The sequence below is a fragment of the Komagataeibacter rhaeticus genome, assembly GCF_011611525.1.
GTDB lineage: Bacteria > Pseudomonadota > Alphaproteobacteria > Acetobacterales > Acetobacteraceae > Komagataeibacter > Komagataeibacter rhaeticus.
The window spans coordinates 1,510,272-1,531,055 of record NZ_CP050139.1; the positions used below are offsets into that span (position 1 = coordinate 1,510,272).

Annotated in this window: 19 protein-coding genes; 5 read left to right on the top strand and 14 right to left on the bottom strand. The window is 63.9% G+C overall.

Annotated elements, in window-relative coordinates; all coding sequences use genetic code 11:
- Positions 1–149: 149 nt before the first annotated feature.
- A complete protein-coding gene (locus GWK63_RS06815; RefSeq protein WP_034927912.1) occupies positions 150–1,091 on the top strand; it encodes a LysR family transcriptional regulator in 942 nt (313 codons plus the stop codon).
- A 57-nt stretch (positions 1,092–1,148) separates the two neighbouring features.
- Here the strand turns inward: GWK63_RS06815 and wrbA are convergent, their stop codons facing one another.
- The 10 genes from wrbA to GWK63_RS06865 form a co-directional block, all read right to left on the bottom strand.
- Positions 1,149–1,745: an NAD(P)H:quinone oxidoreductase gene (gene wrbA, locus GWK63_RS06820; RefSeq protein ID WP_007398283.1), complete on the bottom strand. Its 597-nt coding sequence runs from the start codon at positions 1,743–1,745 to the stop codon at positions 1,149–1,151.
- Positions 1,746–1,877: 132 nt separating this feature from the next.
- Positions 1,878–2,561: a Fe2+-dependent dioxygenase gene (locus GWK63_RS06825; RefSeq protein ID WP_007398284.1), complete on the bottom strand. Its 684-nt coding sequence runs from the start codon at positions 2,559–2,561 to the stop codon at positions 1,878–1,880.
- 5 nt (positions 2,562–2,566) lie between these two features.
- The gene (locus GWK63_RS06830; RefSeq protein WP_007398285.1) at positions 2,567–3,073 is read right to left on the bottom strand and encodes a hypothetical protein; all 507 of its coding nucleotides are present in this window, start codon (positions 3,071–3,073) and stop codon (positions 2,567–2,569) included.
- A gap of 16 nt (positions 3,074–3,089) precedes the next feature.
- On the bottom strand, positions 3,090–3,794 hold the full coding sequence (locus GWK63_RS06835; protein WP_007398286.1) for a tetratricopeptide repeat protein: 705 nt from the start codon (positions 3,792–3,794) through the stop codon (positions 3,090–3,092).
- Positions 3,781–6,093, bottom strand: a complete 2,313-nt coding sequence (locus GWK63_RS06840) for a TonB-dependent receptor (protein WP_007398287.1) — start codon at positions 6,091–6,093, stop codon at positions 3,781–3,783. Before GWK63_RS06840 ends, GWK63_RS06835 begins: the two co-directional genes overlap by 14 nt.
- Positions 6,094–6,669: 576 nt before the next feature.
- Entirely contained in the window at positions 6,670–7,155 is a 486-nt protein-coding gene (locus GWK63_RS06845; protein WP_034927792.1) for a DUF523 domain-containing protein, read from the bottom strand.
- Positions 7,156–7,244: 89 nt separating this feature from the next.
- Positions 7,245–8,702, bottom strand: a complete 1,458-nt coding sequence (locus GWK63_RS06850) for a phosphomannomutase (protein WP_007398291.1) — start codon at positions 8,700–8,702, stop codon at positions 7,245–7,247.
- Between the two features lie 427 nt (positions 8,703–9,129).
- The gene (locus GWK63_RS06855; RefSeq protein WP_039998766.1) at positions 9,130–10,044 is read right to left on the bottom strand and encodes an NAD(P)-dependent oxidoreductase; all 915 of its coding nucleotides are present in this window, start codon (positions 10,042–10,044) and stop codon (positions 9,130–9,132) included.
- A 97-nt stretch (positions 10,045–10,141) separates the two neighbouring features.
- Positions 10,142–11,197, bottom strand: a complete 1,056-nt coding sequence (locus GWK63_RS06860) for an NAD(P)-dependent alcohol dehydrogenase (protein ID WP_007398295.1) — start codon at positions 11,195–11,197, stop codon at positions 10,142–10,144.
- Positions 11,198–11,222: 25 nt separating this feature from the next.
- Positions 11,223–12,278 carry an aldo/keto reductase gene (locus GWK63_RS06865; RefSeq protein ID WP_007398296.1) on the bottom strand — a complete coding sequence of 352 codons (1,056 nt, stop codon included), beginning with the start codon at positions 12,276–12,278 and terminating at the stop codon, positions 11,223–11,225.
- Positions 12,279–12,466: 188 nt separating this feature from the next.
- Here GWK63_RS06865 and GWK63_RS06870 point away from each other — a divergent pair, with 188 nt between their 5' ends.
- On the top strand, positions 12,467–13,372 hold the full coding sequence (locus GWK63_RS06870) for an AraC family transcriptional regulator (protein ID WP_223846669.1): 906 nt from the start codon (positions 12,467–12,469) through the stop codon (positions 13,370–13,372).
- Positions 13,373–13,619: 247 nt separating this feature from the next.
- Positions 13,620–14,333, top strand: coding sequence for an aspartyl/asparaginyl beta-hydroxylase domain-containing protein (locus tag GWK63_RS06875; RefSeq protein ID WP_007398299.1), 714 nt, complete (start codon positions 13,620–13,622; stop codon positions 14,331–14,333).
- On the opposite strand, the gene GWK63_RS06880 is transcribed toward GWK63_RS06875, so the two are convergent.
- The 3 genes from GWK63_RS06880 to GWK63_RS06890 form a co-directional block, all read right to left on the bottom strand.
- Positions 14,330–15,025 carry a TetR/AcrR family transcriptional regulator gene (locus tag GWK63_RS06880; protein ID WP_050800636.1) on the bottom strand — a complete coding sequence of 232 codons (696 nt, stop codon included), beginning with the start codon at positions 15,023–15,025 and terminating at the stop codon, positions 14,330–14,332. The genes GWK63_RS06875 and GWK63_RS06880 overlap by 4 nt on opposite strands.
- 319 nt (positions 15,026–15,344) lie before the next feature.
- On the bottom strand, positions 15,345–15,539 hold the full coding sequence (locus tag GWK63_RS06885; RefSeq protein ID WP_034927778.1) for a hypothetical protein: 195 nt from the start codon (positions 15,537–15,539) through the stop codon (positions 15,345–15,347).
- A gap of 216 nt (positions 15,540–15,755) precedes the next feature.
- Positions 15,756–16,586: an IS5-like element IS1032 family transposase gene (locus GWK63_RS06890; RefSeq protein ID WP_039998273.1), complete on the bottom strand. Its 831-nt coding sequence runs from the start codon at positions 16,584–16,586 to the stop codon at positions 15,756–15,758.
- Positions 16,587–16,712: 126 nt separating this feature from the next.
- Here GWK63_RS06890 and GWK63_RS06895 point away from each other — a divergent pair, with 126 nt between their 5' ends.
- The gene (locus GWK63_RS06895) at positions 16,713–18,044 is read left to right on the top strand and encodes a DUF2252 domain-containing protein (protein ID WP_083824426.1); all 1,332 of its coding nucleotides are present in this window, start codon (positions 16,713–16,715) and stop codon (positions 18,042–18,044) included.
- Between the two features lie 149 nt (positions 18,045–18,193).
- Here GWK63_RS06895 and GWK63_RS06900 read toward each other — a convergent pair whose 3' ends face one another.
- On the bottom strand, positions 18,194–18,424 hold the full coding sequence (locus GWK63_RS06900; RefSeq protein WP_007398304.1) for a hypothetical protein: 231 nt from the start codon (positions 18,422–18,424) through the stop codon (positions 18,194–18,196).
- 169 nt (positions 18,425–18,593) lie between these two features.
- Between GWK63_RS06900 and glgX the strand changes: the two genes are divergently transcribed.
- The gene (glgX, locus tag GWK63_RS06905; protein ID WP_007398305.1) at positions 18,594–20,747 is read left to right on the top strand and encodes a glycogen debranching protein GlgX; all 2,154 of its coding nucleotides are present in this window, start codon (positions 18,594–18,596) and stop codon (positions 20,745–20,747) included.
- Positions 20,748–20,784: the final 37 nt, after the last annotated feature.

The following is a 20,784-nucleotide window of genomic DNA, read 5'->3' on the forward strand; positions in this document are numbered from 1 at the left end:
TAACGATAAAATTTTTCGGATACCGCCTTTTCCCAAAAAGTTTCACCAAAAACTTCCTTATGATTTACAGGTGGTTTCATGGGCGGGTTTCTGAAACGGTCTCCGGATTATGAACACCATGGATGGGGCGCATTGCGTAGGGTTGCATGATGAGACTGCCGGATCTTGAAGCCTGGGCCATTTTTGCAAAGGTTGCCGAACGCGGTTCCTTTGCCCGCGCGGCAGAGGACATCCAGCTTTCCAAACCCACGGTATCCAAGGCCGTAAGCCGGCTTGAGCAGGCGCTGGGGGTGGCGTTGTTCAACCGCAATTCACGCCAGATGTCCCTGACCGAGACGGGGCGCGGCCTGCTGGGCCATGCCAGCCGCATCCTGGCCGAGGCCGAAGCCGCCGAGACACAGGCCCGTGGCGGCACGCTTGCGCCGTCGGGCCTGATCCGCGTGGCAGCCCCCATGACATTCGGGGTGCGCCATCTTTCCCCGCTGCTGCCCGATTTCCTGCGCCAGTATCCTGAAATCGACATTACCATGGATTACAGCGATGCGCTGGTGGACCTGGTGGCCGGGGGGTATGACGTGGCGCTGCGGATTGCGTCCCTGGCGGATTCAGCCCTGCGGGCGCGGCGGCTGTGCAATGTGCGGCTGGTGCTTGTCGCATCGCCCGGCTACGTGGCGCAGGCCGGTCACCCCGATGACCCGCGTGCGCTGGAAGGGCACAGGAGCTTTGTCTACACCAACACCACCGCCCCCGGCATGATCCGCCTGCATGAGCGGGCCAGCGGGCGTGAATACGTGCTTTCACAGACGGCACGCCTGCGCTCGGACAATGCGGAAGCCTTCCTGCCCGCGCTGGAAGCGGGGCTGGGTTTCGGGCTGTTTCCGGAATTCATGGTGTGGGAGGGGCTGAAATCCGGCCGCATCACGCGCCTGCTCCCGCAATGGGAGGCCGCCCCCGTCGCCCTTTATCTGGTCACGCCCGCCAGCACGCTGCGCCCCATTCGGGTTACGACATTCATTGATTACCTGACCCGCGCCTTCGGCCATGCCCCATGGGGGCATGAAGAGGGGGCACCCATGCCGGGGGCGGCATGAAAAACGCCCCCGGGCCATTTGGCCGGGGGCGTTCATCCCTGCGTTGCGGTGCGGGGTTCAGGCCAGTCTGCGCGCAAGACCCGCCACATGCTGGCCAAGGAATTTCGCCCCGTCCAGCTCATTGGCGCTGGGCTGGCGGGAGCCGTCGCCTGCCGCGATGGTGGTGGCGCCATAGGGCGCGCCGCCGGTCACTTCATCCAGCTTGAGCTGGCCCTGGAAGCTGTAAGGCAGGCCGGTAATCACCATGCCGTGGTGGATCAGGTTGGTCAGGATGGAGAAGAGCGTCGTCTCCTGCCCGCCATGCTGGCTGGCGGTAGAGGTAAACGCCGCCCCCACCTTGCCTACCAGCGCGCCCTTCAGCCACAGGCCGCCTGTCTGATCCCAGAAATTGGCCATCTGCGCGGGCAGGCGGCCGAAACGGGTGGGGGCGCCGACAATGATCGCGTCATAATCCGCCAGTTCGGCCACCGTGGCGATGGGGGCGGCCTGTTCGGTCTTGAAGTGATGGGCCTTTGCCACATCTTCCGGCACCAGTTCGGGCACGCGTTTGACATCGGCCTCCAGCCCGCCCGCGCGCACGCCTTCGGCAACCGCGTGGGCCATTGTCTCGATATGGCCGTAGGTGGAATAATACAGTACAAGAACCTTGGGCATTTCATGGTCTCCCGTAATGCCAGCAGCGGTTTTTCGGCGCTGGCTGCGTGAACGTTCCAACCATATCGCGCTCCGGTCCCGCCGATACCGCAAATACGGCAACCTACCGTTTCCGATATTTGGGGCGTGCGTCTACAGTTCGGCCCACTGGCGCAGCAGGTTGTGGTAGGTGGCCGTCAGCCCCAGCACGCCGGGATGGTCATCGGGCAGTGCCTGGCGGGTTTCGATGATCGAGCGGTCGAACTGGTAGAGCAGGGTACGCTGCACGTCATTGCGGATCATGGATTGTGACCAGAAGAACGCCGCCCACCGGCTGCCGCGCGTCACGGCGCGCACGCTGTGCAGGCTGGTGGCGGGGTAGAGCACCATGTCCCCCGCCGGCACCCGGATGCACTGGGTGCCATAGGTATCCTGAATGATCAGTTCACCGCCATCATATTCATCCGGCTCACTCAGGAACAGGGTGGAGGACACATCGGTGCGGATACGGAACCCCGTGCCCGGCAGGGGGCGGATGGCGTTGTCCACATGGGTGTCAAAGCGCATGCCCGCGTCATAGCGGTTGAACAGCGGGGGAAAGACCCGCAGCGGCAGGGCGGCGCTGTTGAACAGCGGGTTGCGGCCCAGTGCCTGCAGCACCAGGTCCGCCAGCGCGGTGCCTTCCGTGCTGTCCTGGGGGATCTGCAGGTTGAACTTGGCCCTGGCGGACTGGTCGCCCGCCGTGACCCGGCCATCAACCCATTGCGACTGTTCAAGCACCCGCCGGCAATGGGCGACTTCCTGCGGGCTGAGTACGGCGGGGATATGGACCAGCATCGGCTTCAGTGCCTGTGGCCCGCATGCTGGGGCAGCAGCCGGATCAGCACGTCATTGGGGCGCTGGCCGGCGGCGGTGGCCAGTTCCTCCAGCGTCTCGTCGGTGGACCGCACGCTGTAGCCCGCATGGGTCAGGCGCGTGGCCAGTTCATCGGGGGTGGCGTGGAACAGCGGGGCAAGCGTGCCCAGGGGGGCATGCGTCAGCAGCGGGAACACGCGCTGGGCCGGGTTGCCCCCGGCATGCCCCGTCATGACCATGAAGCCCGCGGCCGCGGCCAGCGACACCACGCAGGCCACCAGCATGGAGGGGTTGCGGAAATACAGCATGAACTGCCCCCAGTTGCGCCAGACATGCAGCACGAACGGCAGCAGCAGCACCATGCTCAGCCATGTATGCATGGAATGGAACATGCCGGGCATCCAGTGGAAGAACAGCGCCGTGCCCGATATGGCCGAAACCACAAAAAGCCCCGTGATGAACGGGGTGGAATATTTTTTTATGAATACATTCATCCGTAATACGATCTTGCTAGGGTTTGGTTTCGTATTCTGTCGTGGCCTGTAACCGGCTGGCCGCGATGTGGCCGATGCGGCGCAGCGCCGGGTCGGCCTGCCCCGCCACAAGCTGCGCAAGGGCACGGAACACATCGTCAAAACCATGGGCCAGCGCCCGCTCCAGCCAGGGCCGTGCGGCGGGCGCATCGTGGCGGGACAGATGCAGGCGGCCCAGGTTGAGCGCGCCCCAGCAGTCCCCGCCCATGGCGGCGGCATGGAAAAGACTGGCGGCCGGGCTGGCATGGGATGTGTGGATCACCCCGTCTTCCACCAGCAGGCCAAGCATGGTCAGCGCCTTGGCCACGCCGCCACGCGCGGCACGGACATAAAGCCTGCCCGCCCGGTCCGGGTCCGCCGCGACACCCCGGCCCGCCAGATACAGGTCAGCCAGGTTGAAGGCGGCCCAGCCATAGTCCTGCCGTGCGGCTTCGGCAAAATACAGCGCCGCGCGCGCGGCATTGCGGGCGGTGCCCCAGCCACGCTCGTAAGCGCGGCCCAGCATGTTGAGCGCACGCGGGTCATGGCTGCGCGCCGCCGCTTCGAACATAAGGAAGGCTTCTTCCATCATGCCCCGGTCAAGGTGGATCTGCCCCAGCATGAGCTGCGTTGCCACAACCTGTGCCGCCGTGGCGCCCGGAACATGGTTCCGGGCATTCAGGGCGGGATCAGAACGTGACACCGATATTGCCCATGAAGTAGCGCCCCGACGAAGGCACGGCGCGTGAGCCGGAGAACGAGGAGGCATAGTTCAGCCGGTTGGTGATGTTGTTGGCATTGAACGAGACCCGGTAATGCCTGTAATCCCACGACACCATGCCGTTAAGGTTGAAGGTATAGGGCATGCGCGCGCTGTTGGTCGTGTCCGGCCCGGCCCAGTAGCCCGAGGAATACTGTGCGCCACCGCCCACCTTCAGGCTGCCCCATTCGGGCCGCAGCAGCAGGTGCGACAGGTCATACGAACTCCAGACCGACATGTTGTTGTGCGGCACCTGGGGGGCGACCTTGCCATTGTCGCCGGTGTTGCTGTGGGTCACGCGCCCATCCATGTAGGAATAGGAGGCAAAGACCTGCCAGTCGCGCGTGATCTTGCCGTTGGCACTCAGTTCCACGCCACGGATGCGCCGCCCGCTGCCTGAGTCGGCAAAGCCGGTCTCCAGGTCGCCATTGACGTCATAATACTGGGAATTGTTTTCGCTGATCTGGAAGAAGGCCACCGTGGTGCCCAGGCGCTTGTGGAAGAAGTCGGACTTGTTGCCCACTTCAAACAGGTCGCTGCGCTGGGGGGAAAGGTTGACGCCCTTCTGCGCCACGTCGCCCGCCGTTGGCTTGACGGTAACCAGCGACGAGACATCGGTGCCGACGGGCTTGTACGACCGCGCGAAGGTGAAGTAGAAGGATGTGTCCTTCAGCGGCGTGTACATGATGCTGCCCGACGGGCTCCAGCGGTCGGATTTCTGTTCCGCCCGGCCCTGGCTGGCGGTGGCGCGGGTGTAATATGTGCTGCTGAAGGAATCCCACCGCGCGGTGCCGAACAGGGCAAGCTGTTTTGTCAGCTGGATGCGGTCGGCCAGGAACAGCCCCAGGTCACGCGCATTGGCGTTGCCATAACCGCTGTCAGGGAAGGTGACGGAGGTGGACGGATAGGAATATTGCGGGTTGCGGATGGTCTGGTTGTTGGTACGGTTGGTAAAGCTGCCCGGCCAGCGGGAATCACTGGCGTAGTTGATGTCCACCCCGGCCTTCAGGTCATGATGGATGAAGCCGGTATCGAAGCGTGCGCGCCCCATGATCACGTTCTGCACCCCCCAGCCCTGCTGCCGGTAGGCCGCGCCACCGCCCGCGCCATAGGGCAGGGCATAATCGCCACCGCTCAGGATGGCGGCCGCGCACGCACCCGAGCACGCCGCGGGGGTGGTGGCGGTGTAATCACGCTGGTACAGGCTCAGCCGTGTATCGTTGGTCAGCGTGAACCACCGCGTGATGTCGGATTTCAGCGCGGAGGTAAGGGTGTGTATGTTGGAGCGGTCAAAGTCGAAACTGCGGGTATAGCTGGTATTGCGTGCCACGCCATATTCGGTAATGGGACGGTAGATGCCATTTACCTGGATCATGCTGACGCCGTAATCGGGCTTGCTGTTGCTGCTCAGCCACTGCCACGTCAGGTGCCATGATGTCCTGCTGCGCAGCCCCACGCCAAAATCGACGGCGGCGCCATAGCGGTTCGATGTCACGTTGTTGCGGTCGACCACATCCTGCCTGTTGTACATGCCGTTGATGCGGATGGCCATGTCATCATTGATCTGGTAGTTGATGTCCCCCGCGCCCCGATACAGCGGGCCGCTGCCAAAGGTCTGGTCATAACTGTAGCTGTTGCCGGCATGGGCGTGCTTCTGGCTCTGGTTGATCACGCCGCCCACGTTGCCCGCGCCAAAATATTCGCCCGATGGTCCCTTTATCACCTCCACGCTCTCGGTATTGAACGTATCGCGGGTATAGGTGCCAAAATCGCGCAGTCCGTCGGTGTAGATGTCCTGGCGGGCCTGCAGGCCACGGATGCGGAACTGGTCACCGTTCAGGCCGCCCGCGCCCTCGCCGGTGGAAAGGGTGATGCCCGGCACGTTGGCCAGCGCCTGGTCCAGCGTGAAGGCGCGCTGCTGCCGGATCAGTTCCTGCGGCACGACCGTAATGGTCTGCGGTGTGTCGCGCACGGTGGCGGGCATGCGCGCGATGTGCAGCGTTTCGCTATTGGTGTTGCCGGCGGCGTAGCCAGCGTCATCCGTATCCACATGGCCACCCACGCGCACGGCCGAAAGTTTGATGGTGCTGTCCGTGGCCTGGGGGCGGGGGGCGGGCTGGGTCGTGTCGTCCGCGCTGGCTTCGCCCGCGTTCACGCCAAAACCGACCGACATGCCCAGCGCCACGGCCACCCGCAGCCCGCGGCCCTGTGGCCCGGTGGGGGGTAATTCTGCCTTGTTCAATTCACCACTCCTGGCGCGTCGTTCAACCGCGCGCCGCCTGCCGATGTGAAGGAATGGAGTGTTGATAATAATTATCAAACTCAATCGCAAATGATTCTCATTCATTTCTGTCAGGAAAGCGGCAAGTGTTGTACCGCAGCCACAGATTTTATGTAAGAACATGCATGTAAAAAATGAAATATTATGTAATTTTTCATGGGTTTGTATCAGAAACCATAATATATTCATAATACAAAAGGATCGGGCATCCCGGGCCATGCCCAGGGAAAAGGGCGGTCCGGCATGCCCCCGAAGTATGATAATAATTTTCAGTTGCGTTAATTGAGGGGATTTTCTGTCCGCGTGCCCTCTGCCGCGCAGGCCGGGTGGCGGTATCGTGGTGCCGGCCACGCACAGGGGAAATAGCCGTGGCAGTCACGCCATGGTGGAACAGGGCACGGGAATTCAGTCATCCGCCATGCATGGGGCGGCCATGGGAATGCCCGTGCTGTTTTGTATGAAAAGCCGGGGCAGGGCCCCGGCGGGAAAAGGCACGCGGCAACAGCCCCGCCCGACATGAACGGGGGGGGCGGGCCTTCAGCCCATGGCGGCTTCCAGCTGGGCAAACCGGTCGGGCGCGTAGACCGTAATGCCATTGCGGCGCAGCAGGGCGGCGGTAACGCCGGTACCTGCGTGGCGGGTGCCGGTAAAGCCGCCATCATAGATGAAGCCGCTGCCACAGGACGGGCTGCCATCCATCAGCAGGGCCAGCGTGCAGCCATGCAGGCGGGCCATGTCCAGCGCCATGCGCGCGCCCGTCAGGAACGGGGCCGACAGGTCCTGCCCATCGGCCTGACGCACACGGGCATGCCCGTCCAGTACGTCCGCGCCATCCGCGCCGTCCATGATTTCCGCGGGCGCGCGGGGGGTGGGCAGGCCGCTCGCCGTCTCGGGGCAGAACGGTACCACGCGGCCCTGCGCCTGCCAGCGTTGCAGGCTGTCGTGCATCAGGGTCTTTGCGGTGCCATCATAACGCACCTTCTGGCCGAACAGGCAGCCGCTGATCAGAAGTCTGGTTTCCATGGCCTGAGCATTCCACAACCGGCGGCCGGAGAAAACGGCCAAAAGGCGGAAAATTGCCCATGCGGCTTCCAGCACGCCCCCGCTGGGGCCTATGCCTGCCCGCGCCAGGCGCCGACCGCGCTGATCCCGGCCCTGAGCAACGCATCGGCCCGTTCGGGGCTGTCCGCCTCGACATAGACGCGCAGTTCCGGCGCATTGCCCGAGGGGCGCAGGTGGATGACCTCCCCCCCGTCGAACGTCATGCGCAGGCCATCGGTCTCGTCCACGCCGGCAAGCGCGCCGCAGGCCCGTGTCAGCCCCAGTTCCGCCGCACCCTGTGCCGGGTTTTCGCTCATGCGGGCAATCCTTGCCCTGCTCCGCGCGGTTGGCATTTCTACCAGCCGGTCGCTTAGCGTAAAGCGCGGCGGCAGGGTGCGCACCAGCTCCGCCAGGTCCATGCCCGCCTTGCGCGCGGCCACCAGTGCGCAGAGCATGGGCAGAACGGAATCACGGGTGGGCAGGGCGGACAGGGTGCGGCCATCCAGTGTGACGTTACTGGCCAGCAGGAAGCCGCCATTCGCTTCGTACCCGACCGAGGGCAGGCTGCCCGCCTGCGCTGCCTCGGTCATGGCGGCGACCACGAAGGGGGAGCCGATGCGGGTGCGGCGCACGTCCCTGGCAAAGCCCGCCAGTTCCAGCGCCGTATTGCTGCTGACCGGCGTGGTTACGGCGGCGGCCCCCAGAAAGCGGGCGGCCAGGATGCCCAGCACATCACCACGCAGCCAGTCGCCCGCGCGGTCGGCCAGAAGCGGGCGGTCCGAATCGCCATCGGTCGTCAGGATCGCATCCAGTCCGCCATCCGCCGCCCATTCACGGGCCAGTGCCGCGTCCTCGGGGCGGACGGCTTCGGTATCGACGGGGATGAAAGTCTCCATCCGGCCAAGTGGCACGGCCTGCGCGCCCAGTGCCGCGACAATGCGCACCAGTACGTCGCGCCCCACGGCGGAATGCTGGTAGATGCCCAGTTTCAGGCCGGACAGGGCATGGGGGCCGAAAAAGTCACGGTACCGGGCAACGAAGCCGGGCACGACATCGGTCACGGCGGGCAGGGCCGGCGGGGTAAGCAGCGCGCCGCTGGCATCAAACATGCCTTCGGGCAGGTCGACATCCTCCTCGCGCATGGCGGCTTCATCGGGCTTGAGGAATTCCCCATGCGCGCGATTGAACTTGATGCCGTTGCGGTCGGCCGGGATATGGCTGCCCGTTACCATGAGCGAGGGGATGCCCCGTCCGAAAGCATACAGGCACAGCGCGGGCGTGGGTACAAAACCGCAAAAGACCGGGTGGCCGCCCATATGGGTAATGGCCGCGGCACAGGCGCGCAGGACATGCGGCGTGCTGGGACGCAGGTCGCCCGCCATGGCCACGTCGGTGCCGGGCGAAAACTCACCCAGCCTGGCCAGATGCTTCAGGTATCCCACCGTATAGGCAAAACAGACGGCATCCGTCATGGCGGTAACAAGGCCGCGTGCGCCACTGGTTCCAAACGCAACGCCGGACTGCTGCATCCACTGGGCTATTTTCATCGGGTCTTTCTCGCACCTGTCATCGGAGTGGCATGGGTATCGGGGTTGGGAACATATAGCGTATGCGCATGTCCGGGTCTTTATGCAACCGCGCTGGAACCGGGGCCATATTGGCGGTGGGAAATATGGCACCACGAAGGCCATGTCATGCGCATGAACTGGTCGGGGAGGGGGAAGTCGCCATATGAACCGGAATGGCAGGAATGGGGTAATGTCAGGAAAAAATGAAACCGGATACCCGCTCATGCCGTTTATTGTTTTGCTGGTTATTGCTTTGCTGGCAATTCATGATTGAGGGAGGGATGGATGGCGAACCTGGTTCATTTTCTGCAATATGTGGCGCTGAAGCAGTATTTCGACATGCAGGATCAGAAGGCCGCGTGCCGTGTGGCGCGCACGCCCCCCGTATCTATCCGTCCCCGCCGTCCGTCTGGTCGCGGCGCGGACCCAGCCCGGCATCGCGCCGCACGCATTCCTGCAGAATGACAAAGTCGCGTTCGCCATCTCCCGCCGCCATGGCTGACAGGAAACGGTCCCGCGCAATAGCGGCATAGGGCAGGGGAACATGGTAGTCATGCCCCGCCGCCAGGAACATCTCGGTATCCTTCAGCCCAAGGGTTACGGGGGCGCCCGGCGGGTCATAGGCCCCGTCAACCATCAGCTGGCCATAATTGCGGTGCACCGGCGCATTGAAGAAGCTGCCGGTCATGATATCGAACAGGGCACGGGGGTCATTGCCCGCCTTTTCGTTCAGGGCAAACACCTCGGCCATCTGTTCGATCGTGGACATGATCATGAAATTGAGCGAGAGCTTGACCAGATTGGCCTGCACCGGATCGTGCCCCACGCGGAACATCCGGCAGGCAAAGGCGGTCACCACCGGCTCCAGCCGGTCGACAAGCCCCGCTTCCCCGCCCATTATGACGGATAGCGCCCCGCTGGCCGCAGCCGGTGGGCGCCCCAGGACATTGGCGCTGACATAGGACTGGCCACGGGCCGCATGGCCGTCGCGCAGTCTGCGGGCCTGTTCCAGCGACACGGTGGCGCAGCAGGCATGCATGCCATCGGCCCCCAGCGTGCTGGCAATGCCATCGGGGCCAAAGGTCAGGGCCTGCGTCGCGGCATCATCGGACAGCATGGAAAAAACGATTGCGGCATCCCGTGCCGCCGCCGCCGGGGTGGGGGCCAGCACTGCGCCCATGGCCAGCAGGTCATCCGCCCTGCCGGCCGTGCGGTTGTAGACGCACAGCGCATGCCCGGCTTCCAGCAGGCGCCGTGCCATGGGGTGCCCCATGGCACCCAGCCCCACAAACCCGATCTTCATGGCACGTCTCCCCGCCTGTTTCCGCCTGCCATGGCCTGAACGTGCGGGACAGGCGGCGGGAACAGGTGTCTGGCGTTTTATTTTCCTGCCTGCGGCCTCATGCGGTTTGGGGCATGGTGGCCATGTCGATCACGAAGCGGTATTTCACATCCGAACGCAGCATGCGCGTATAGGCGGTTTCGATCTCGTCCATGCGGATCATCTCGATATCGGCCGTGATGTTGTGCTTGCCACAGAAATCCAGCATTTCCTGGGTTTCGGGGATGCCACCGATCAGCGACCCGGCAAAGCGGCGGCGCTTCATGAGCAGGCTGAACACGGAAACCGGCAGCGGCTGCTCCGGCGCGCCGACCTGTACCATCGTGCCATCGCGCTTGAGCAGTTCCAGATAGGCGTTGATGTCGTGGTCCGCCGCCACGGCATCGAGAATGAAGTCAAAGCGCCCCCGTTCCTTGGCCATGGCATCGGCGTCCTTTGACAGCACGACCTCATGCGCGCCCAGCCGCAGGCCATCGGCCACCTTGCCGGGCGATGTGGTGAACAGCACGACTTCAGCACCCAGCGCACGCGCGAACTTCACCCCCATATGGCCCAGCCCGCCAAGGCCCACGATGCCGACGCGCTGGCCGGGGCCGACCTTCCAGTGGCGCAGCGGCGACCATGTGGTAATGCCCGCGCACAGCAGCGGGCTGGCCGCCGCCGGGTCCAGCGTGTCGGGCACGCGCAGCACGAAGGACTGGTCAACCACCACGGCGCGCGAATACCCGCCAAAGGTGACGCCGCGGCCCTGCCGGTCCTCACCATTATAGGTGCCGACAAAACCGACTTCACAATACTGCTCCAGCCCGTCGCGGCAGCTGGCGCATTCGCGGCATGAATCAACCATGCAGCCTACGCCCACCATGTCACCCACCTTGAACCGGGTGACGGACGTCCCCGTTTCCGCTACCCGGCCCACGATTTCATGGCCCGGAACGCAGGGGTAGATCGTATTGTGCCATTCATTGCGGGCCTGATGCAGGTCGGAATGGCAGACGCCGCAGTACAGGATGTCGATGCGCACGTCATCCGGCCCGGTATCGCGCCGGTCAAAGGCGAAAGGCCGGAGCGATGCATCCGCCGCGGTCGCGGCATAGCCAACACATGAGAACATTCTTCGGATCCTTATTGGTTGCGGTTCAGGCGGATTGAGGTTTTTCGCCCGCCATGGCGCCCAGGCGGTAGGCGCCCTGGCGTTCAATCATCCAGCCCGGGTATTCGGGGGGCAGGGCGCTGACCCGGTCAAGCCGGTCCAGTTCGGCTGCTGATAACGTGATCGTGCGCGCGCCCAGGTTATCAACCAGCTGTTCGGGCCGGCGGGCGCCGACAATCACGCTTGTGACCACCTTCTGGTGCAAAAGCCATGCCAGTGCGATCTGCGCCACGCTGCACCCATGCGCCGTGGCAATGGGCCGCATGGCATCGATCACGTCAAACGCCCGGTCGCGGTTGACGGGCGGGAAATCGAAATCGGCCCGCCGCCCGTCACCCGAAATGGATGTGCCGTCACGGTGGTACTTGCCCGACAGCAGGCCACCGGCCAGCGGGCTCCAGACCATAAGCCCGACCTGTTCCGACAGCAGCATGGGGGCCAGTTCACGCTCCAGGTCGCGCCCGGCAAGGGTGTAGTACGCCTGCAGCGAGCGCAGCGGGGCCAGGTTTTTACGCTCGGCTATGCCCAGCGCCTTGGCAATCTGCCACGCCGCCCAGTTTGAGACGCCAACATAGCGCACATCACCACAGCGCACGAGCGTATCCAGCGCTTCCATGGTTTCCTCGATCGGGGTGAGGGGGTCCACGCCATGGATCTGGTACAGGTCGATATGGTCAAGCTGCAGGCGCTTCAGGCTGGCGCGCGCCTGCGCCAGGATATGGGCGCGCGAGGCCCCGCACGCATTGGGGCCCTTGCCCATGGGGCCAAGCACCTTGGTCGCGATCACCACATCATCGCGCGCGATGCCAAGGTTGCGCAGTGCCTGGCCGGTCATCTGTTCCGACAGGCCATCTGCATAGACATTGGCCGTATCGATGAAGTTGACCCCCGCATCAAGTGCCGTGCGGACAAGCACGTCCGCCTGCTCCTGCCGCAGGTTGCCGATTTCCTTCCACATGCCGTCACCGCCGCCAAAGGTCATCGTGCCAAGGCACAGTTCGGATACCAGCAGGCCGGTCTGGCCCAACGGATTGTATTTCATCGGCATTCCTCGCGTTTCATGCGTGCCTGGCCCGTGCGCGGACGGGCCAGTCAGGACCGGCGCATCATGCCGCGCCGGGCGGGGCTTGCATACAGGGATACAATCTGATCCTTGCACGATCCTATCATAGTGACCGCATGCCCCTGTCCGGCGCGCGCCGGACCTGCCAGCATGATGATGGAGAATGCATGATGTCCCTGCCAATCACCAACCTGCGCCAGACCATGCTGCGCCATGCGCTGGACGTACAGACTTACACGCCGGTACCGGGCCTGGTCCTGTTCCATTCCGTGGGGCAGACCCTGCCGATGGAATGCCTGTACCAGCCCCGTCTGTGCATGATCGTGCAGGGCAGCAAGCAGGTCACGCTGGGAGAACGGGTCTTTACCTACAACACCCGCAAATACCTGATCGCCACCGTTGACCTGCCCGTGACCAGCTGTGTGACGCAGGCCAGCACGGACAGGCCCTACCTGTCGCTCAGCCTTGACCTGGACCCCGCCGAGATCGCGGCCCTACTGCTGGGCGCGCCACCGGTCGTGGCCGATACCCGCACACCGCCGGGGCTTGCGGTCAGCGCGCTGACGGATGACCTGCTGTGCCCCATGTCGCGGCTGGTCAACCTGCTGGACCGGCCGGAGGACATTCCCGTTCTGGCACCGCTGGTCAAGCGCGAGATCCTCTATCGCCTGCTGCAGGGCGAGCAGGGGGGACAACTGCGGCAGATCGCGCTGTCCGGCAGCCATCTGTCACAGGTCAGCCGGGTCATGGCATGGATCCGCCAGCATTACGCGCAGCCCTTTGATGTGGACAGCCTTGCGCGGCGGGCGGGCATGAGCACGCCGTCTTTCTACCGTCATTTCCGTGCGGTCACGATGATGAGTCCGCTCCAGTACCGAACCCGTATCCGCCTGCACGAAGCCCGCAAGCGCATGATGAGCGGGGGCGAGGACGCCGCCGGGGCGGGTTTTGCCGTGGGGTATGACAGTCCTTCGCAGTTCAGCCGTGATTACCGCCGCTTTTTCGGCATTCCCCCAGCGCGTGACGCGGCCATGATGCGCGCGGCCCTGCTGGCCGAACCCCGGGCCGTATGACCCGGGGCATGTAACCACGCGCCCGTCCAGCCGCCCCGGCCCTGCGTCATGCAGTGCCGTGTAATAGATATCTCAAAAATACGTGAATAGAATCACGCAGCGCCTGCGCTTCTGTCGCGTTGCTTTCCATGCATGTCTGGTTTTACTTCCGGGCTTGGCAGGGAAGAAATTTCCAATATTGCCCGCCGGGCTTATTGTTTCCATGTGTAACATATTCTAGGGATGCTGCGAGATCAGGGAATATGAGATGGCGAAAAAAAAGACCATTTACCACCTTACAAAGGGGCTGCGCGACAGGGTGGACGCCTTCATCATGCGCCAGTCCCTTCTGCCCGATCAGGCCGTATTCGATCCCGCCATCATGCCCTGGGTCGGCATGCTGGAGCGGCACTGGGGGGAAATCCGCGATGAAGCCCTGCGGGTGGGCGTGAACGACATTCCGTCACTGGGGGATATATCGCCTGATCACGGGCGGATTGCAGCCGACAGGCGGTGGCGTTCCTTCTTTCTGGAAGGCTACGGCTACAAACGGCAGGAAAACCGCGCCCGCGTGCCACTTACGGCCGCGCTGATCGACCGTATCCCCGATCTGTGCACCGCCAGCTTCTCGGTGCTGGAGGCCGGGTGCCACATTCCGCGCCATCGCGGCATGACCAAGGGCATGCTGACCTACCATCTGGCCCTGCGTGTTCCCGATGACCGGAAGAACTGCTGGATCCAGATCGAGGAAGGCACGCACATGCATGTCTGCCCGTGGACCGATGGCCATTCCCTGCTGTTTGATGACACCTACAACCATGAAGTCTGGAACAATACCGGCCAGGACCGCTATGTCCTGCTGATCCAGGTCCGCCGCCCCTGCCGGTGGCCCGCGCGGCTGCTCATGAACCTGTTTTTTACGGGCGTCCGGTATTCACGCTTCGTGCAGGATATCCGCCGGAATCTTGACTGCGGCAGCTAGCCGCCCGACAGGGCCGGGCCATCGCCGGCGGTGTCCGCCCGGTCGCGGCGGACCAGGCACATGATGGTTTCCATATTGAAGTCAAGCCGTTCGCGCAGGGCTTCGGGTGCGGAGAAGTCGCGGCTGAACAGGACCGACGCCGTATGGCGGCTGGTAAAATAATAATGGCAGATCGCGGTAATGGTCATGACAAGCTGGACCGCATCAAGCCCGGGGCGCAGCATGCCGTCATGCGCGCCGCGGTCCAGCAGGGCCTGGACGCGGCGCATGAAGCGGTGGCTTATGGGCCGGAGCAGGCGGGATGTGCGGATATGCCGGGCATTGCACAGGTTTTCCGTGTTGACGAGGGTGATGAACTCCGGGTTGCTGATGTAATAATTCCAGGTAAAGCGCACCAGTTCCCTGATTGCATCCAGTGGTGGCCGTGCCTCCAGATCCAGCCGCGCCGCCTTTGTACGGATATCCAGATAGGCCCGCTCCAGCACGACCCTGAACAGGTTCTCCTTGTTTTCAAAGTAATGGTAGATCATGCGCTTGTTGGCGCGCGCGGCCAGCGCGATGGTATCCACCCGCGCGCCGTCCAGCCCGTTGGCGGCAAACTCCGTCCGGGCAGCATTCAGTATGCGCTGGCGTGTGGCTTCCGCATTGCGGGGCTGGGGGGCAGGCCGTCCTGTATGGGTTGATGGCGTCATGGCCCGGCTCCTGCGCTGCTGGTCGTGCTTCATGGACTGGAAAACACGGTATGGGGCGGCATGGTACAGAAATCCATCACCGGGCGGCAACATGGATTCAGTGCATGGCAAGCCTGTATCCGCAACAGGCGGCCCCATGATGCCTGGCTGTGACGGCTGCGCAGCCCACCGGGCAGGGCATCCGTGGCGGATACATGAACGGACGGGAATAGGGTAACCATGCGGTTATGGGCCGCCATGCACGATGGCGGCCCCGATGGCGGTCGTCATGCCGTCATTACCCGCTGGGGCCTGCAGGTCCCGATGCGATGCGGCGGCGTTATGGTCCGGCCTGTCCCGACAGTTTTTCCCGGGCTTTCTGGCGGTAGGCTTCCTGTTCGGCTTCCGTGGCGGCCGGCAGCGGGGAATCAGATGACGGACCCCGCACCGGGGAACCGATCCGCCATGGGCGGCCCAGTTCTTCTTCAAAAAGTTCGCGGGCGGTCTTTTCCACATCGGCGCTGGTATGGGGCATGGAAGCGGTCCTTGGCATGGCGGCGTATCCGGCCATAGCGCGCCGGGGGCATGGCCGTTGCTTCACGATGTGGCAATCTGGCCCACCCGGCCTGGGGGCATGCCAGAGCGCTGTCGAAGCCGGATGGGGGATGGCGGTGACATATTATGTCAAAAATGCTATCATGGCGCATGGAACTCGCACAGACCAACCCGCTTCCGTTCCTTAGAGCCTGAATCAGAAAGCGGTTTGATTGATTTTTCGCAGAACTCTGCGGATATGGGCAATCATCAACCACGCGTGGGATGAAGAGATTGTTGCCTCGACATCCTTCGTGAGGCGACGGCAGCGTCCGAGCCATGCAAAGCTGCGCTCCACGATCCAGCGTTTGGGCAGGACGACGAAGCCTTCGGCCCGATCGCTACGCTTGACGATCTCGATCGTCCATCGGCCGAGTTCAGCCAGCGCACCACGCAACTTCTCGCCGGCATACCCGCCGTCACCGATCAGATGGCGAAGCCAGGGAAACAATGAGCGTATTCTGGTCGCTACCAGCGGCGCGCCATCACGATCCTGAATGTCGGCGGGATGCACGACGGCTGCCACGACATGACCCAGCGTATCGGTCGTGATATGCCGCTTGCGGCCCCTGATCTTCTTGCCCGCGTCATAACCGCGTGGACCGCCGTTTTCAGCAGTTTTAACCGACTGGCTGTCAATAATGCCTACCGAAGGCGTGGCGTCTCGCCCGTCCTGCTCACGCGACAGGATCACGAGAATATGGTTTATCGCTTCCCATCGTCCCTCGCGGATCCAACGGTAGAAATAGCCCTGCACGGTCGTGAAAGCGGGAAAGTTACGAGGCAATTGTCGCCACTGGCAACCCGTAGTGACGATATAGAGGATCGCCTCCATGACCCGGCGCAAATCCGTACGTCGTGGTCTCCCCAGTCGTTTCTTCTCGGGCATCAAAGGCGCAATCAGCGCCCACTCCGCATCGCGAAGGTCGCTTGCATACTCCAGGTCGTCCCGGCGATACTGCGCGCGGGTGATTTCAGTCCAGGCCATCTTGATCTCATCAGGTTATCGCAAACCCATGAATCATAATCCACTGAAATCACTCAACTCATTTTCGGTCAGACACTTAGGCCGCAGGCAGCGGGCCAGGGCCGCAGGGCGCGTCACGCGCAGGGCATGGCCCTGCGCGGGCACACGGCGCGCGCGTGCCATGGTGCATGGCAGGCGCCGCCCGGGCGGGCGGACCCGGTGGGCGTGCTTGTTGCGCAGGGCCAGCAGCGCATACAGGACCTGCTGCCGGTCCGCTACGCACGCATGCTGGCCTCTCCCTTTGCGTTCCTGCGCGGGGCGGCGGCGGTCATGGCGGCGGACCTGGCCCATACACCGGCCGCCGGCCCGCGCGTTCAGAGTTGTGGCGACTGCCATCTGGCCAATTTCGGCAGCTATGCCTCGCCCGAGGGGACGCCGGTTTTCGATATCAACGACTTTGACGAGACACTGTCCGCCCCGTTTGAGTGGGATATAAAACGCCTTGGTACCTCGCTGGTCCTGGCCGGGCGGCAGTATGGCCTGTCCGACGGGCGAAGCCGGGCACTTGCGGTTTCCATGGCGCGGGCCTACGCCGTGGAGATGAAGCGCCTTTCACGTCTGTCGCCACTGGCGGTATGGGCGGACCCGATCGACCTTTCCGCCGCCATTGCGGGGTTTGCGGACAGGCGTGCCCGCACCCTGGCCCGCACCCTGCTGGCGCAGCGCATGGAAAGCGCCCGGCGCCATTACGGCCTTGTCGATACGGGATCAGGCAGGCCCGCGCTGCGTGAGCACCGGCCGCTGGTCATGCGCCTGCCCGCGCATGACGGGGTGATCAGGCAGGCATTTGCCCGCTACCTCGCCACGCAGCCCGCTGAACTGGCCGTGCTGCTGGATCGCTATGCCCTGCGTGATGTCATATTCAAGGTTGTGGGCATCGGGAGTGTTGGCACGTTCTGCGCCATCGGCCTGTTTGCCACGGCGGATGGGGACATGCTGCTCCTGCAGATCAAGGAAGCGCAGCAGTCCGTCCTTGCACCATTTGCCGGGCCGTCGCCCTTCCACAACCAGGGGCAGCGCGTGGTGACGGGGCAACGCATCATGCAGGCGCAGAGCGACATATTCCTGGGCTGGACCCATAGCGCCGGTTCGCCCGACATGGCGCGGGACGTGGCGGACCTGTCCGGTGCGGGCCGTCAGTTTTACGTGCGCCGCCTGAAGGATGCACGTCTGGCCGCCATAGGCTCCGACATCACGGCGGAAGGACTGCCTGATTACGCGCATCTGTATGGCCGCACCCTGGCCCGCGCGCATGCCCGCTCGGGCGACAGTGCGCTGATCAGCGGTTATGTGGGAAAGGGAAACGGCTTTTCCGATGCCATAGGCAGTTTCTCCGTGCTGTATGCCGATCAGACAAAGGTCGACTGGACCACCTTTCGCAAGGCGGTGAAGGCGGGCCGGATCGTGGCGGCGGGGTAGGCAATCCGCTTCCGGCACGCGGCGCCTGCCAAAAGGGGCCGGGAACGGCACTAGGCCGGGTTCATGACGGGCCATCCGCGGACTGTCCGTTACAGGGTCCTGCGCGCACGAAGCGGGCCGGTTCAGACGGATCATCCGTCATGGCGCGGTCAGTCGGCCACCGGGCCTTCGTCTTCCTCATCGGGTTCCAGCGGTTCGTCCGGGTCATCATCCCCATCATAACCCGGAACGGGTTCGGGTGGCAGGTCCAGCGGGTCATCCGCATCGGGATCGTCCGCATCGGGATCGTAGGGGGGCGGTTGGTACATGGGCGCGCCGGGGCCGGGTGTTGTGGGGGGAATGGCGGCGCCGGGCGCATCTTTTCCCTCAATCCTGAGCATGGTCTTTCTCCATTACCGGGTTCGCGTGCAACGGGCGGCCGGGGCATGGGTTGCATGGGGCCGGGAACCGTAACCTGGGTGCGGCAGGCGTACCATCAAACCCGCTCCATGCGGTTGCGTTGGATGAAGGCTGCACCCATCACACAAGGGATATGATGCCTTGGCCCGTATGCTCAAAGACCGCCTTCGAGAAGGACATCCCTATCCGCGCGGGGCGACATGGGATGGGGAAGGGGTCAATTTCTCCCTTTTTTCAGCCCATGCGCACAAGGTGGAAGTCTGCCTGTTCGACCGTGACGGCATGACGGAAATCGAGCGCATCACCCTGCCGGAATATACCGACCAGATCTTTCATGGCTGGGTGCCCGATATCGGCCCCGGCCAGTTTTACGGCTACCGTGTGCACGGGCCGTATGAACCCGATGCCGGTCACCGCTTCAATCCCAACAAGCTGCTGCTGGACCCCTATGCCCGCGCCCATCTGGGGGACCTGCACTGGAACCCCGCGCTGTTTGGCTACACGATCGGGCACAGGGATGCGGATCTGAGCTTTGACACCCGTGACAGCGCGCGTTTCATGCCCAAATGCGTGGTGATCGATCCCGGTTTTGACTGGCATGGCCAGTCGGGCCGCAGTCCGGTGCCATGGGACCAGACGGTGCTGTACGAAGCCCATGTCAAGGGTCTGACCCGGCTGCACCCCCGCGTGCCGGAGGGCGTGCGCGGTACCTATGCCGGGCTGTCCACGCGGGGGGTCCTGGATTACATCCACGCCCTTGGCGTCACGTCGCTTGAACTGCTGCCCGTGCACAGCTTTGTCGATGACCAGCACCTGCTGGAAAAGGGGCTGCGCAACTACTGGGGCTACAATACCATCGGCTTTTTCGCACCCGACCCGCGCTATGCGGCCGACCGCGCGGAATCCTTGCGGGAGTTCAAGGAGATGGTCTCCGCCATCCACGCGGCGGGGCTGGAGGTGATTCTGGATGTTGTCTACAACCATACGGCCGAAGGCAATGAATGCGGGCCGACGCTGTCGTTCCGGGGCATAGACAACGTTTCCTATTACCGCCTGATAAAGGACCAGCCGCGCTATTACGTGAATGATACGGGCACCGGCAATACGGTCAACCTGTCCCACCCGCGCGTCATACAGATGGTGACCGACAGCCTGCGCTACTGGGCGGATGAGATGCATGTCGACGGGTTCCGCTTCGACCTTGGCACCATTCTTGCGCGTGAACCCAACGGGTTTGACAACCAGTCCGGCTTCCTCAAGGCCTGTTCGCAGGACCCGACGCTGGAAACCGTGAAGCTGATTGCCGAACCGTGGGACTGTGGGCCGGGGGGGTATCAGGTTGGCGGCTTCCCGCCCGGCTGGGCGGAATGGAATGACCGCTTCCGTGATGTGGTGCGCAATTACTGGCGCGGGCACGAAGGGGCCGATGCCCTGGCCCCCCGGCTGCTGGCCAGCCCCGACCAGTTCGACCACCAGGGGCGCAAGCCGTGGGCGTGTGTCAATTTCCTGACCGCGCATGACGGTTTCACCCTCAATGACTGCGTCACCTACGGGACCAAGCACAACGACGCCAATGGCGAGGAAGGGCGTGATGGCGCCGAACTGAACAACAGCTGCAATTATGGCGTGGAGGGACCGGACGACGACCCCGCGCGCACGGTGCTGCGCGGGCGGCAGATGCGCAACATGCTGGCCACCCTGCTTGTGGCGCAGGGCACGCCCATGCTGCTGGCGGGTGACGAGTTCGGCCGCACGCAGGGCGGTAACAACAACGCCTACTGCCAGGATAACGAAATCTCGTGGGTCAACTGGGATTTCGGCGCGCCCGGGCAGGCCCTCGTCCGGTTTGTCACGCGCCTGACCGAACTGCGCCGGCGCCTGCCGATCCTGCGGCGCGCGCGCTTCCTGACCGAAGCGTATAATGCGGAACTGGATATAAAGGAACTGACCTGGACCCGCCCCGATGGCGCGGAAATGACCCCACCGGACTGGGAAGGCGCGCAATGCGTGGGGCTGGTGCTGGACGGGCGTGCGCAGCCCACCGGTATCCGCCGCCGGGGGGCGGATGCCACGCTGCTTATGGTGTTCAATGCGCGGCCCGAGACGGTTGCCCTGACCCTGCCTTCGGTATCCGACCAGCACTGGCGGCTGCTGGTCGATACCAGCATGGAGGAGGATACGAGCATCCCGGCCGGCACCCGGCATTTCAGGCCCGGCGCCACCTATTCCATGGTGGACCGTTCCTTCCTGCTGTTTGACCTGCTGCCCGATACGGCATCGGTTGGCGAACCGCTTCCCGCCTGACGGAGCGTCGCGCCGGACCGGCCTGACGCCCGCGCGC